The sequence below is a fragment of the Streptomyces fructofermentans genome (assembly GCF_014651055.1).
Classification (GTDB): Bacteria; Actinomycetota; Actinomycetes; order Streptomycetales; family Streptomycetaceae; genus Streptomyces; species Streptomyces fructofermentans.
Map to the genome: position 1 here is coordinate 285,099 of NZ_BMWD01000007.1, position 12,916 is coordinate 298,014.

A 12,916-nucleotide genomic window follows, 5' to 3' on the forward strand; every position below is an offset into this window, starting at 1 on the left:
GCCGGGCCCCGCCGCGCTCGGGCGCGGACCGCCGTCAGGCGCCCGGTCCGGTGCTCAGAGGTTGCCGAGCCGCGCGTCGCGCCACAGGTCGACGCCGCCGTCGGTGGCGTACTTGTCGATCTCGGCCAGTTCCTCGGCGCTGAAGTCGAGGTTCTCCAGAGCGGCGACGTTCTGCTCCAACTGCTCCGTGCGCGAGGCGCCGATGACGAGCGAGGTGACGCGTTCGTCGCGCAGCGCCCAGGCGAGAGCCATCTGGGCGAGGGTCTGGCCGCGTCGGCCCGCGATGTCGTTGAGGGCGCGCAGCCGGCGGACCATGTCCTCCGAGAGCCACGAGGCGTCGAGGGAGGTGCCCCGCGCCGCACGCGAGTCCTGCGGCACACCGTCGAGGTAGCGCCCGGTCAGCATGCCCTGGGCCAGCGCGGTGAAGCCGATGACACCGAAGCCCTCCTCCTCGGCGGCGTCCAGCAGGCCCTCGGTCTCGATCCAGCGGTTGAGCATGCTGTACGACGGCTGGTGGATGAGCAGGGGAGTGCCGAGGTCCCGGAGGATGGCCGCCGCCTCGCGGCTCCGCTCGGCGTCGTACGAGGAGATGCCGACATACAGGGCCTTGCCCTGGCGTACCGCGGTGTCGAGGGCCCCCATCGTCTCCTCCAGCGGAGTGTCCGCGTCGAGCCGGTGGGAGTAGAAGATGTCGACGTAGTCCAGGCCCATGCGGCCGAGCGACTGGTCGAGGGACGCGAGCATGTACTTGCGCGAGCCGCCGCCCTGCCCGTAGGGCCCGGGCCACATGTCCCAGCCCGCCTTGGTGGAGACCACCAGCTCGTCGCGGTAGGGCGCCAGGTCCTGCTTCATCAGGCGCCCGAAGTTTGTCTCCGCGGAGCCGTACGGCGGGCCGTAGTTGTTCGCGAGGTCGTGGTGCGTGATGCCGAGGTCGAACGCGCGCAGGGCAATCTCGCGCTGCGTCTCGAAGGACCGGTCGTCCCCGAAGTTGTGCCAGTAGCCCAGGGACAGGGCGGGCAGGTCGAGGCCGGAACGTCCGGTGCGCCGGTAGCGCATGGTGCCGTTGTAGCGCTCGGGATTCATGACGTGGTTCATCGGGTCGTCTCCGGTGGTGCGGTACGAGGGTGTCCCAGGGGGATCGTGGGGATCCGCCTGCCCACAGTGCCTCCGCCCGATCCCGAAGTCCAACAGTTGCCCGCCATGGAATTCAGCGGTGTCGTCTCTGAATCGGCGGGGCGTGGTCCTCCCGGGTGATGTCCGCGGGCACGGCACGCGGGCCCGGCCGGAATGACGGATTGGCCGTCGGCCGTGGTGGGCAGGGAGCCTGCGAATGTCATGCGCACGACTACCTTCCCCCACAAGGAGGTCGACCATGCACGTCCGTACCATCACGACCGGTGTCGCCGCCGTTCTGGCGGTGACCTTCCCCCTGCTCGGCGGCCAGGCCGCGGCCGCCCCGTCGGCGGACGCGGACCGCACCCTGGCCGCCCGTGTCGTCACCTACGACGCGAGCGGCGCCGCGGAGTTCAAGTCCGCGGTCGACCGGGGCGCGGCGATCTGGAACGAGAGCGTCGACGCCGTCGAGCTGCGGCCCGTCGCGGCAGGGCAGCGCGCCAACATCCGTGTCCTGGCCGACAACGGCTGGCCCCGTGCCCTGCCCACGACGCTCGGCAACGGAACCGTCTACATCGGACGCCAGGCGGTGGACCAGGGCTACAACACGGTCCGCATCTCGTCCCACGAGCTCGGCCACATCCTGGGCCTGCCGGACCGCAAGCCAGGCCCCTGCTCCAGCCTGATGTCCGGGTCCAGCGCGGGTACCGCGTGCACGAACCCGTACCCGAACGCGGCCGAGAAGGCCGAGGTCGAGGCGGACTTCGGCGGCGGGCTCGCCCGCCTGGTCCCGAACGTGCCCCGTGACGTCGTGATCGTGGACTGACCGGGCGGGGAACGGCACGGAGGGCACCCGTCCGCCTCCGGCGCGCACACTGGCGTCGACGGTGTTCGGGTGCCCGGTCGCGTGCCGGCACGAGTCGTGCGCCGGCGTGAGTCGCGGCAACGCGGGCCCCACCCCGGCACCACCCCCGGAGGCACCACCCCCGGCAGCCGGGCGACCCCGCCCGGACCCGCAGGGCCGTACCCCTCGGTGCCACGCCCCGTCCGGCCTCCAGGACGAGCGGGTGTTCAGGCCTGGGTGCGCCGCGCGCACTCCGTGACGACCGCGCCCAGGCTCCCGGTCTCGTCGAGCAGGCGGCGCTGCACCCGGGCGCCGTTGCCGTGGAGCAGCAGCTCGGCGACACCGGTCCTCGCGCGCTCGGCGTCGCCGCAGGAGTCCAGCGCCTCGCCCACATGCTCCAGCAGCGCCCGCACCACGTCATCGGCCGGCTCGGGCCTCATGGACACGGGATGCAGCAGCCGCTCGTCGAGGCCGGACCGGGCCGCGCGCCACGCGGCCAGTCGCAGCAGGTCCACGCTGTGCCCGAGCGGTTCGGTGCCCGCACGCCACTCCCGCGCCGCCGTCTCCACGAGGCCCCTGGCGAGGGTGGCGATCAGCGTCGCGGCGGCCGCGTCCAGGCAGACGTCCGCGACGCGGATCTCGACCGTGGGGAACTTCGCGGAGATCCGGGCGTCGTAGTAGACCATCCCCTCGTCCCGCACCACGCCCGTGGCGACCATGTCGGCCACGCGCCGGTGGTACTCGGCGGCCGAACCGAACAGCCCGGTCGGCCCGGCCATCGGCCAGCGCAGCCACACCCGGCTCCGGTAGCTGCTGTAGAGACTGTCCGCGCCCTGCCAGAACGGGGAGTTGCCGCTGAGGGCCGACAGCACGGAGAGCCAGGGGCCGATCCGGTCGAGCACCGCGGCACCCTCGTCGTCGGATTCGACCGAGACATGGATGTGGCACCCGCAGGCGAGCTGCTCCTGGGCCGGCAGGCCGAACTCGTCGGCCATCCAGCGGTACCTGGACCCCATGCCGACCGTCGGGGTCACCGGAAGGGGGGAGGTGGCCAGCGCCGCGACGGTGGCCCCGGTGTCCGCCGCGAGCCGCGCCGCCACCTTGCGGCAGCGGACGATCTCCGCGCCGAGTTCCTCCATGTCCGCCCGGGGGTGCGTGGCGAACTCCAGCTGCTGGTCGTGGAACTCCTTCTCGAAGGTCTCCTCGGCCACGTCCGCTCGGGCCGCGCGCGCCATCACGGCCGAGGACAGGGCCTGCGGTTCCCCTGTCCGCGGATCGACCAGGAGGAGTTCCTCCTCCACTCCGACGGTACGCACGAGACGCGGCCTTTCCTCGGGGGCGTCGCCGTCGGCGACGGCGGGGTGCTCGGGGAGCACCGGTTACCTGTTTCTCGACGAACGACCCCCATGGTCCGCCCTCGCGGCCTCCTCACCCTGGACGAAGGGGTCACAGCGCGGGTCGTAGGGCCCGGCATGGTCGGCCATCGACTCCGTCACCCGTTCCCACTCCTCCGCCTCGGCGCGGGCGCGGACTGCGTCGGGGCCGGTGAGTGAGCGGGACCTCGCGGCGGCGCGGGCCTCCTCGCGGGCGGCCTTCGCCTCGTGGTGCGTCATGCCGGTGGCCCTCCGCCGGACGTCCGCCCAGGCGGCGTGCTCCTCGGGGGTGGGTCCGGCAGGACCTCCCGCGTCGTCGTCGGCGAAGCCGGTGTCTGGTCCGTGGTCGAAGCCCACGTCACGTCCTCGATGTCGAAGGGGAACGGTCGATCTTCCGCCTTCTGGATTCCCTGGAACCGCCCGCAGACACCTGGCCGCCGCGACCCGCAAGGCACGCGTCACCCGGTGCGTGCACAGGCGTACGGGCCCCCGGTGAGGGGCCGCACGCACAGCACCCGCCCCATGCCTCGGACCACGCGCGGTCCTCATGGGCGGAAGGGGGTGCCGAAGCCGATCTCGTTCCCGTCCGGATCGTGGTACGTGGCCTTGAGCACGCCGTTCGGGCACGTCTCGCGCGTGGTGGGCTCCAGCCTGCGCGCGGCGATCCGTGCCACCAGGGTGTCGAGGTCGTCCACGACGACGGTGTGCACGGCGTGGCCGGCGTGGTCGGGGCGCAGCTCGACCGCCATGGACCGGTGCTCCCCGAGTTCCCACACCGCCTCGGTCCCACCGGCGGCGAAGGCCGGCGGGGAGCCGAAGAGGCGCTGGTACCAGTCCAGGGCCCGGACGTAGTCGCTCACGGGGATGCCTGCGTAGAGGTCGACAGCCATGAGGCCATGCTAGGTACGCCGGCCTGTACGCGGCGTAAAGGAGCCCGGCACCGCCGTCCGCCGGGCCGGACCGCGGCTCAGTGGCCGGATCCGTAGTGGCCGCCGAGCTGGTCCCGGTAGCGCGGGTCGCCCAGGTGCCTTTCCTCGTCGAACTCGGGAGCGGCCTTGATCTGTTCCTTGGTGCGGTCGACCCGGATGGTCCGGTCCTCGTGGTCCATGCCCGTCACCGTCCCGGCCGGCAGCAGGACCTTCCTGCCGAGGATCCACACCCCGGTGTCGACGACGAGGTACTGGGGCCCGACCTCGGCGGAGTGCTTGTGGACCTTGCCGATCCGGCCGTCGGTCGCCTCCACCCGGTATCCGCTCAGGTCACTGTCCGGCGTGTGTCCGGCTGTCGGACCGTAGCTCCACATGTTCTCTGTCACGATCGCCTTTCCTGTCGTCGGACCCGCGGTCCGAATCCGAGCCGGGCGGGGCCCGTTGAGCCCCTCGGTTGCATGCCGCGCCGGGTTCCCGGGACCGGGCCGTTCACACCCTTCCCGCGCCGGTCACGGGCCCGCGGGGGCCCGGGCCCGTCGCGACACGCCGACCCGGGACCCGGTCGGGCGATCGGGGCGAAAGGCATTCGGGGGACCTCCGGGCGACGGGCGTTGACCCGGTTGCCCGTCTCAAGTGGTGCGTCCCGGAGTGCCGACTGACGGTGGTTCATGTCGAGGCAGGGACTTCGTTCGCTGACACCGTGTCAGCAGCCCGACTCGGCGGAAGGACTCACACGATGCGTTCTGCTCGCATGCTTCTCGCCACCGCGGCGGCCTCGGCCGCCCTGGCCGTCGGCGCCCCCGGCGCGTACGCCGCGACGTCGGCGGACTGGGACCAGGAAGACTCCTCCTACAGCAAGGAGAAGGGTGAGTGGTCCGGCAAGGAGCACCACGAGAACGGCAAGCACCACGAGAACGGCAAGCACGAGAAGCCGTGGGGCGGCGTGCACACCGGCGGTGGCGCGCTCACCGCGGTGGGTGACGACTCGTACGGCAGGGAGAAGGGCGAGTGGTCCGGCAAGGAGGAGGAGTCGTACGGCAAGGAGAAGGGTGAGTGGTCGGGCAAGGAGCACCACGGGAACGGCAAGCACGAGAAGCCGTGGGGCGGCGTGCACACCGGCGGTGGCGCGCTCACCGCGGTGACCGAGGACGACTGGAGCGCCGGCGAGAAGAAGAAGTTCGACCCGGAGACGTACAAGCGTGACGGCGGCCACGAGAAGAACGACTGGAGTGGCGGCGGGCACCACCAGAAGCCCAGCGGCGGCGTGCACACCGGTGGCGGCGGGCTCGCCGACCCGGGTGTCACCGCGGGCGGACTGGCCGTGCTGGGCGTCGCCGCCGCGGGCGTCTACGCACTGCGGCGCAGGAACTCCGCCGAAGCCGCGTCCTGAGCCATGCCTGACGGCATAGCAGCCGGGGCCGCCGCGTGTACCCGCCGCGGCGGCCCGGCCGACGCCGAACCCCGCCGGCCGACGCCGCCATTCCGTCGTGCCGGTCCTGTCGCCGCGTACCTGTGAGGTGTTCTTTCAGATGGCAACCCCGTCGCCCTCTTCGGGGGAGACCGAGTTGGTGCCCCAGCGGCGCGCATCCCGTTCGGGCTTGCGGTCGATGATGTGGGCCATCGGCGTTCTCGTCCTTGTCGTGGTGAGTGCCGTCAACAGCCACGAGAAGTCGTCCGGAACGGACGGCGCGCCGCGCGCCTCGGCCGCACTCGCGCCCCCCGCCTCGTCCGCGCCGTCCGTGCCGCCCGCCCGGGCCGTTCCGCCCGCACCTTCGCGCAGTGCCGCCCCGGTCACGGGGAAGGTCCTGCCGAGAGCGAAGCCGACCCGGCTGCGGATCGCCAAGATCGCGGTCGACGCCCCCTTCACCGACCTGGGCATCGGTGCCTCCGGGCAGCTCGACGCCCCGCCCGCCGACGATGTGAACCTGGTCGGCTGGCACGCCGCCGGCATCTCTCCCGGAGAGGCGGGCACCGCGCTCATCGCCGGACACGTCGACACGGCGACCGCCCCGGCCGTGTTCGCCGGACTGTCCGAGCTCGAGAAGGGCGACACCTTCGCCGTGGAGCGGGCGGACGGACGGACCGCGTCGTTCGTGGTCGACGCCGTCGAGACGTTCGAGAAGGACGAGTTCCCCGACCGACGCGTCTACGCCGACACCTCACGTGCCGAGGTCCGGCTGATCACCTGCGCCGGGGACTACGACCACAGCGCGAAGGACTACACGGAGAACCTGGTGGTCTTCGCCCACCTCCTGTGACACGCGACCTCGGCCGGGGCGCGCCCGCGGCACGTCCGCGCGTCCGCGCCCGTCTCCCGCGCGCGTCCGCCCCTGCCGCACGGCCGGCGGACCGCGCGCAGGCCCGGCGGCCCGTGGCGCCGGGGCCGCCGAGGCCCCTCGCGGCCGGTGCCGCGCCGACTGCGGGCACGGCGCCGCCCAGGAGGCCGGTGCCGCTCCGGCAGGCGCGATCCGGCCGCGGACTCACCCGGACGGGTTGTTCCTGGGGCGGTCTGCCGCCGCGGGTGCATGGCCGCGCCCGCACCGGACAGGACCACGGCATGCAGAACCCGACACAGGACGGCCGCCCGGCGAACCGGACGGCGGCCGACGATCCCGCACCGACGACGGAACCCGCACCCGACGTGGTCTTCACGGCCGACTTCTCGTCGGCCCGGCAATGGGTCGCGGGCCGGTCGTGGGCCTATCCCGACGGCGGACCGGTCAACCCCGACGACAACAAGCTCGACCACCTGGTGGCGGACCCGGCCTACTCCCGTACCGGAACGTTCCGGGCCACCCGCAGACGCGACGGCAACTGGGACACCGGCCTGCTGACGACCGAGGGCAGCGAGGAGGGCTTCACGCTGCGCCCGGGGGACGTGCTGGACGCGCGGGTGCGGCTGCCCACCGAGACGGGCGCCTGGCCCGCCATCTGGACCTGGCGGGACGGCGGTCAGGAGATCGACGTCTTCGAGTACCACCCCGACAACCCGGACCTCCTGGAGTTCACCAACCACGTCCGCGGCGGCCAGCGCTACCACCGCGACGAAGCGGTGAGTCCGGGGGCCCGGGTCGACCTGCGCGTGGTGCTGGGCGTCCGCTCGGTTTCCTGGTGGGTCAACGGCGTGAAGGTGTTCGCGGACCGGCGCGGGGTCGGGCGGCGCTGGTACGCCCACCTCATCGTCAACCTGTCCGTGTGCGCCGGTCGTTACCACCCGGCGCCGGACGAGGACGCGACGGAGATGTCGTACGAGGTGGAGAGCCTGGTGGTGCGCCGCCCCGGTCCCGTCGTCGTCGCGCAGCGCACCCCGGACGGGCACGCGTAGCCGCCCTGGTCACGTCCTGAAGGCCAGGCCCTTCCGCTCCAGGGCCTCGGCCAGGACCCGTACGGCCTTCGGACCCACCCCGTGGAGCGCGAGGAGTTCGGCCTCCGTGTGCCGGGCCACCTCCTCCAGGGACCGCACGTCCGCGCCCAGCAGCGCGCGGGTCGCGGGCCGTCCGATGCCGGCGGGGAGGTCGCCGTCCGGGGCGTCGGCCGATCCCTCGGCGGCGGTCAGCGAGGCGGCGAGCCGTTTCGGCGCGGTGCCGAACCACGCCGCCCGGACCAGCCAGTTCATGTCCATGCCGTTGACATCGGCCAGCGGGACACGGACACCGACCGGCCTGTCCCCGCGTACCAGGCGCTCCCCGCCCGGGTGCGCGGTCAGAGCGGCCCCGATCGCGTCCTCAGGCAACCGCAGCAGCACTTGTCCCTCGTCGGTCACCGAAACGAACCGCCGGTCGCGCACGGCGAACACGACAGTCCCCGCGGCGGCGCCCTCCGTCACCTCGGGAAGCGCGAGCGCGGCCTTGCGCACCTGGGCCAGTGTCGTCACGGACCGAGTCTCGCACGGGCCCGCGGCGTCGGCCGGGGGACAGGCCCGGTGCCCGTCGGCTCCCGGCCGTGCACGGGCGCGCCCGGGGCCGGATGACACAATGACCGGGCCCGGTGCGGCATGGGCCGGTGGGCGGAACGGGGAGCGTGTGGACGGCTGGCTGTCGGACCGGGCGAAGTCGGCGGAGGCCGCCGTGCCGGGCGGGTTCGACCTGTCGGAGTGCGTCACGGAGCCCATTCACCTGCTGGGCGGGATCCAGTCGTACGGAACCCTCGTGGCGGTGGACGCCGGGAGCGGCGTCGTCGACACGGCTGCGCGCAACACCGGCGCGGTGATCGGGGTCGCGTGCGAGGACCTGCTCGGCGGCCCGGTCACCCGGATCCTCGAGGAGACGGACTACGCCGAGGCGCTGGAGGCGACGGCCGCGTTCCAGGACACCGCCGCCTTCCTGCCCGTGCGGGCGGGCACCGAGGGCGACCGGCGGCCGTTCGACCTCTCGGTCCACCGTGTCGGAGACCTGCTGGTCCTGGAGTTCGAGCCGCGCGAGGAGGGCGACGCCTTCCGTTTCTCCGGCTTCTACCGGGGCGTGCGGGCGGCCCTGGCCCGGCTGCGGTCGGCGACGACGGTGGCCGAGTGCTGCGCCCGCGCCGTGCGTGAGATGCGTGCCCTGACCGGGTTCGACCGTGTGGTCGCCTACCGGTTCGACGGACCCGAGGGGCCCGGGGAAGTGGTCGCCGAGGACGTCGACGCGAGCCTGGAGTCCTGGCTCGGTCTGTGGTTCCCCGCGACGGACATCCCGCCCCAGGCCCGCCGGCTGTACCGGGAGAACTGGATCCGGGTCATCACCGACGTCGACGACGAGAGCGTGCGCCTCCATCCGCCGGTCAGGCCGGCGACCGGCCGCCCCCTCGACCTTTCCCAGGCCGCCCTGCGCACGGTGTCGGGCTTCCATCTCGAGTACCTGCGCAACATCTCGGTCGCCTCGTCCATGTCGGTCTCGGTCCTGCGCGACGAGGACCTGTGGGGACTGATCGCCTGTCACGGGGCGGGCCCGGTGCGGCTGTCGCCCGAAGTGCGCTCGGCGTGCGAGCTGTTCGGGGCGGCCTTCTCGCTCCAACTGGCGGCCATCGAGGAGAAGGAGCGTGCGCAGGCGCTACTGAAGGCCAACGAGCGGACCGCGGTGGTGGCCGCCCTGCTGGACGGCAGACTCGAAGAGGCCGTGGCCCGGCACGGCGACGCCGTACGCGCTCTGCTCGACGCGGACGGGTTCGTGCTCTCGCGCGGCGGCCGGGTCACCGCCTCGGGCATCGAGGTGCCCGAGGAACTCGTCGCGGTGCTGCGGCGCCGGGCCGCCGTGCTGACACCGGGCTCGCTCTGGTCGACGGACCGTCTGCCGGAGGAGGCTCGGGGTACTGAGGACGGCGGTCCGGGGACGGGCGTCGGCGGTCCGGGGACGGGCGACAGCGGTCCGGGGACGGGCGACGGCGGTCCGGAGGCAGGGCCCGCCGGGGTTCTGATGATCCCGCTCGGCGCCTCGGGGGAGTTCCTCGCCTGGACACGGCAGGAACGGCCCGTGCCCCAGCACTGGGCCGCGGACCCGTCCGAGCCGGTACGGGTCGGGCCGCGCGGCGAACGGCTCACCCCCCGCGGGTCGAGCGCCGTGTTCCGCTCGGTGATGCGGGGCCGCAGCCTGCCCTGGTCCCCGCACGACGAGGCGGCGGCGCTGGAGCTGTGGCGGATACTGACGGGCCTCGTCCTGCGGCACGCCGACACGCTGGCCGTCCTGAACGACGAACTGAGGATGACGAACCTCGATCTGGACTCCTTCGCCCACATCGCCGCCCACGACCTCAAGGAACCCCTGCGGGGGATCTCCAACTCGGCGACCTTCGTGATGGAGGACGCGGCCTCGGAGCTGGACGAGACGACCCTGCGCAGACTGCGGACCATGCAGCGCCTGGCGGGTCGCATGGACGAACTGCTCAACTCACTGCTCGACTACGCCAGGCTGGGCAGGGCGGGACTCCAGGTGCGCGAGGTCTCCCTCGCCGAGGTGGTCGACGGGGCCCTCGACGTCGTGGGACCCCGTCTGGAGCAGGCGCGGGTGACCGTGGTGCGCGGCCGCCCGGGCACGCTGCGCGCCGACGCCGACCGGCTGTACGAGATCCTGGTGAACCTCCTGGTCAACGCGGCCAAGTACGCCGGGGACCACGACCGGCGGACGGTCGAGATCGGGCTGGAGGAGGTCGTGCCTCCCGGAGCCGTACGGCCCGAGACCGCGGTGGTGGTCCGGGACAACGGCATCGGGATCGCCGCCGACCAGCAGCAGGAGGTCTTCCACCTGTTCCGGCGGCTGCACGGGCCCGGCGAGCGGGGCGGCGGCACCGGGGTGGGCCTGGCCGTCGTCAAGAGGATCGTGGAACGCCACGGGGGCAGGCTCTGGCTGGACAGCGTGCTGGGCGAGGGGACGGCGTTCTACTTCGTGCTGCCGTCCGAGCCCTCCGGCGGTTCGGGCACGGCCTGAGCCCTGGACTGCTGCCAGTAGTCGACGGCCCCCTTGAGGACCGTACGGAACAGGGTGAAGTTGACCGGCTTGTAGATGTAGCTGTCCGCCCCCGCCGCGTAGCACCTGTCGACCTCGGCGGGGGCCGTGGACGAGGTGAAGACGACGAGTGTGACGTCCCGGAACTCGGGACGGGCCCGCAGGGCTCCGAGGAGTCCGTGGCCGTCCATGCCGGGCATGTTCAGGTCGAGCAGCACGAGGCCGGGCAGGACGTCGGACGCGAGCAGCGCGTCGACGACGCCCTCGCCGCGGTGCACGAACTCCAGCCGCAGGGCGGGGTGGGTGCTCGACAGCGCCCGCTGGATCGCCTCCGCGTCCTCCTGGGAGTCCTCGACGACGAGAACGCTGCCGGGGTCGATCCGCCGCGCGCCTTCGAGCATGGACCTCAAGACCTTTCCGTCACTCTGGCCACCAGTACGGCCGTGTCGTCGTCCCCGGACGCCCTGAAGTCCGCGGCCATGCCCACCAGGTGCTCCGCGACGGCTCCGCGCGCCGCGCCGCACCGGCGGACCGCGTCCACGAGCCGCGTCTCGAACATCACGCCCCCGGCGTCGCGCGCCTCGGTGAGGCCGTCGGTGAACATGACCACCGTATCCCCGGGGTTGAGCCGTACCGTGGCCGTCCGGTACCGGTGGCCGTCGAGGACGCCCATCAGCACGCCCGAGACGTGCACCTCGGCCACGTCGCCGTCGGCCCGCAGGACCATCGGCGGGGGGTGTCCCGCACAGGCGGTGTGCAGCAGGTAGCCGTCGCCGTCCGGTACGAGCAGGGTCACGAGCGCGGTGACGAAGCGGGACACCTTCTCCCGCAGCAGCGCCTGGTTGAGGCGTTCCAGGGCCCGGCCGGGCGCGGCGCCGTCCTCCAGGAGCGTTCTCAGGGTGTGCCGGGCGAGTCCCGTCATCGCGGCGGCCTCGGCACCGCGTCCGCAGACGTCGCCGATGAACAGGGCGACCTCGTCGCCGCGTTGGACGGCGTCGTAGAAGTCGCCGCCCACGTCCAGCGAGGCGTCGGCGACCGCGTACGCGGCGCTCAGCTCCAGCCCCCGGGGCGAGGGCAGCGCCGGCGGCAGGAGATGGCGCTGCAACTGCGCGACGTGCCGGCGGCGCAGCTCGTACGACGTGCTGGTGTCGATGGCCAGCGCGGCCCGGCGTGCCAGGTCGTCCAGCATGCGCAGACCGCTGATGTCCTCGTCGGTGCGCTGGAAGAGGAAGGTGAGGGTGCCGAGGGCCCTGGCCCGCGCCCGCAGGGGGCTCACGCTGACGGCACGGACGAGCCGTCCCGGTCCGTCCGTCGCCGCGCCGAACGGGCCCCCCGCCAGCTCCGCCTCGCGCAGCACGACTCCGGTGCGGCCCCGCATGACGCGGCGGAGGGTGTCCCCGGTCCACGTGTCCCGGCGGGTGACCTCGGAGAGCCAGTCCTGCGCCGTGGCCGCAACATGGGCGCGGGCGACGGGAACGAGCCGGCCGTCGGGCTGGAAGAGGTGCACCACACAGCCCTCGGCCACGGCGGGCACCGCCAGGCGTGCCACGCGGCTGAGGGTCTCCTCGATGTCCAGGCTCTCGTCCATCAGGAACGAGGCCTCGGCGAGGAAGGCCTCCTCGACCTGGCGGCGTTCATGGGCCCTGACGTCGACGATCCGGCGGTTGATGGCCACCAGGACGTCGCACACCTGGGTGAGCCGCTGCCGCAGCGGGTCGTCCGGGCCGACCGGCACCGCCAGGCCGACCGACAGGGTCGCCCAGTCGTTCTCGCCGAGCACGAACCTGCACTCCAGTGCGGCGGCGGCGCCCGCGTCCGACAGCAGGCGGTGCTCCGGGGCGAAGTCGCCCTCGCCGTCGGGGAGGAGGCGGTCGACGACGGCCGGGCCGTGTGCCGCCGGGTCCGAGGAGTCCGGGCGGCGGGCGGCCCCCGCGGACTTCGTGCCGTCCTCGGCCACCTCGGTGACTGGTCTGGTCCCACTCGTCAGGCGTCGCGTGTACCGCAGCTCACCGCCGGTCCAGCGGGTCCCGACCACGGCCAGTACCTCGGGCTCGGCGAGCAGCAGGGCGTAGACGTGGTCGGCCATGGCGGTGACGTCCGTGACCCCGCCCGTCACCATCCACAGCCGGTGCAGCCGTGCCGCCCAGGAGTGGTCCCGCGCGGCCTTCGGCCCGTCGTCCCGCTCCACCCGTCCCCACCCCCTCAGCCCCTCAGCCCCGGCACCGGGCATCCTGCCGTCCC

General features: G+C 73.3%; 13 protein-coding genes. 5 read left to right on the top strand and 8 right to left on the bottom strand.

Annotated elements, in window-relative coordinates; genetic code table 11:
• Window positions 1–54 precede the first annotated feature (54 nt).
• The gene (gene mgrA, locus IE265_RS13105; protein ID WP_190035646.1) at window positions 55–1,095 is read right to left on the bottom strand and encodes an L-glyceraldehyde 3-phosphate reductase; all 1,041 of its coding nucleotides are present in this window, start codon (window positions 1,093–1,095) and stop codon (window positions 55–57) included.
• Window positions 1,096–1,372: 277 nt separating this feature from the next.
• Here mgrA and IE265_RS13110 point away from each other — a divergent pair, with 277 nt between their 5' ends.
• Window positions 1,373–1,939, top strand: a complete 567-nt coding sequence (locus tag IE265_RS13110; RefSeq protein WP_190035647.1) for a snapalysin family zinc-dependent metalloprotease — start codon at window positions 1,373–1,375, stop codon at window positions 1,937–1,939.
• Between the two features lie 245 nt (window positions 1,940–2,184).
• Here the strand turns inward: IE265_RS13110 and IE265_RS13115 are convergent, their stop codons facing one another.
• From IE265_RS13115 to IE265_RS13130, 4 genes are all read right to left on the bottom strand, one after another.
• A complete protein-coding gene (locus IE265_RS13115) occupies window positions 2,185–3,273 on the bottom strand; it encodes a glutamate--cysteine ligase 2 (protein WP_190035717.1) in 1,089 nt (362 codons plus the stop codon).
• A 63-nt stretch (window positions 3,274–3,336) separates the two neighbouring features.
• Window positions 3,337–3,687, bottom strand: coding sequence for a hypothetical protein (locus IE265_RS13120; RefSeq protein ID WP_190035648.1), 351 nt, complete (start codon window positions 3,685–3,687; stop codon window positions 3,337–3,339).
• 188 nt (window positions 3,688–3,875) lie between these two features.
• The gene (locus IE265_RS13125; RefSeq protein ID WP_190035649.1) at window positions 3,876–4,220 is read right to left on the bottom strand and encodes a VOC family protein; all 345 of its coding nucleotides are present in this window, start codon (window positions 4,218–4,220) and stop codon (window positions 3,876–3,878) included.
• Between the two features lie 77 nt (window positions 4,221–4,297).
• A complete protein-coding gene (locus IE265_RS13130) occupies window positions 4,298–4,633 on the bottom strand; it encodes a PRC-barrel domain-containing protein (protein WP_373302944.1) in 336 nt (111 codons plus the stop codon).
• Window positions 4,634–4,995: 362 nt separating this feature from the next.
• Between IE265_RS13130 and IE265_RS13135 the strand changes: the two genes are divergently transcribed.
• From IE265_RS13135 to IE265_RS13145, 3 genes are all read left to right on the top strand, one after another.
• Complete coding sequence (locus IE265_RS13135) at window positions 4,996–5,649, top strand: hypothetical protein (protein WP_190035651.1); 654 nt, start codon at window positions 4,996–4,998, stop codon at window positions 5,647–5,649.
• A gap of 139 nt (window positions 5,650–5,788) precedes the next feature.
• Window positions 5,789–6,517 carry a class F sortase gene (locus tag IE265_RS13140; RefSeq protein WP_190035652.1) on the top strand — a complete coding sequence of 243 codons (729 nt, stop codon included), beginning with the start codon at window positions 5,789–5,791 and terminating at the stop codon, window positions 6,515–6,517.
• A 299-nt stretch (window positions 6,518–6,816) separates the two neighbouring features.
• Complete coding sequence (locus IE265_RS13145) at window positions 6,817–7,584, top strand: LamG domain-containing protein (protein WP_229916158.1); 768 nt, start codon at window positions 6,817–6,819, stop codon at window positions 7,582–7,584.
• A gap of 9 nt (window positions 7,585–7,593) precedes the next feature.
• Here the strand turns inward: IE265_RS13145 and IE265_RS13150 are convergent, their stop codons facing one another.
• Entirely contained in the window at window positions 7,594–8,133 is a 540-nt protein-coding gene (locus tag IE265_RS13150) for a helix-hairpin-helix domain-containing protein (RefSeq protein ID WP_190035653.1), read from the bottom strand.
• Between the two features lie 100 nt (window positions 8,134–8,233).
• Here IE265_RS13150 and IE265_RS13155 point away from each other — a divergent pair, with 100 nt between their 5' ends.
• Entirely contained in the window at window positions 8,234–10,657 is a 2,424-nt protein-coding gene (locus tag IE265_RS13155; protein ID WP_190035654.1) for an ATP-binding protein, read from the top strand.
• Here IE265_RS13155 and IE265_RS13160 read toward each other — a convergent pair.
• Complete coding sequence (locus IE265_RS13160; protein WP_190035655.1) at window positions 10,609–11,076, bottom strand: response regulator; 468 nt, start codon at window positions 11,074–11,076, stop codon at window positions 10,609–10,611. The two genes, IE265_RS13155 and IE265_RS13160, sit on opposite strands and share 49 nt — an antisense overlap.
• 5 nt (window positions 11,077–11,081) lie before the next feature.
• Window positions 11,082–12,863: a PP2C family protein-serine/threonine phosphatase gene (locus IE265_RS13165; RefSeq protein ID WP_229916159.1), complete on the bottom strand. Its 1,782-nt coding sequence runs from the start codon at window positions 12,861–12,863 to the stop codon at window positions 11,082–11,084.
• Window positions 12,864–12,916: the final 53 nt, after the last annotated feature.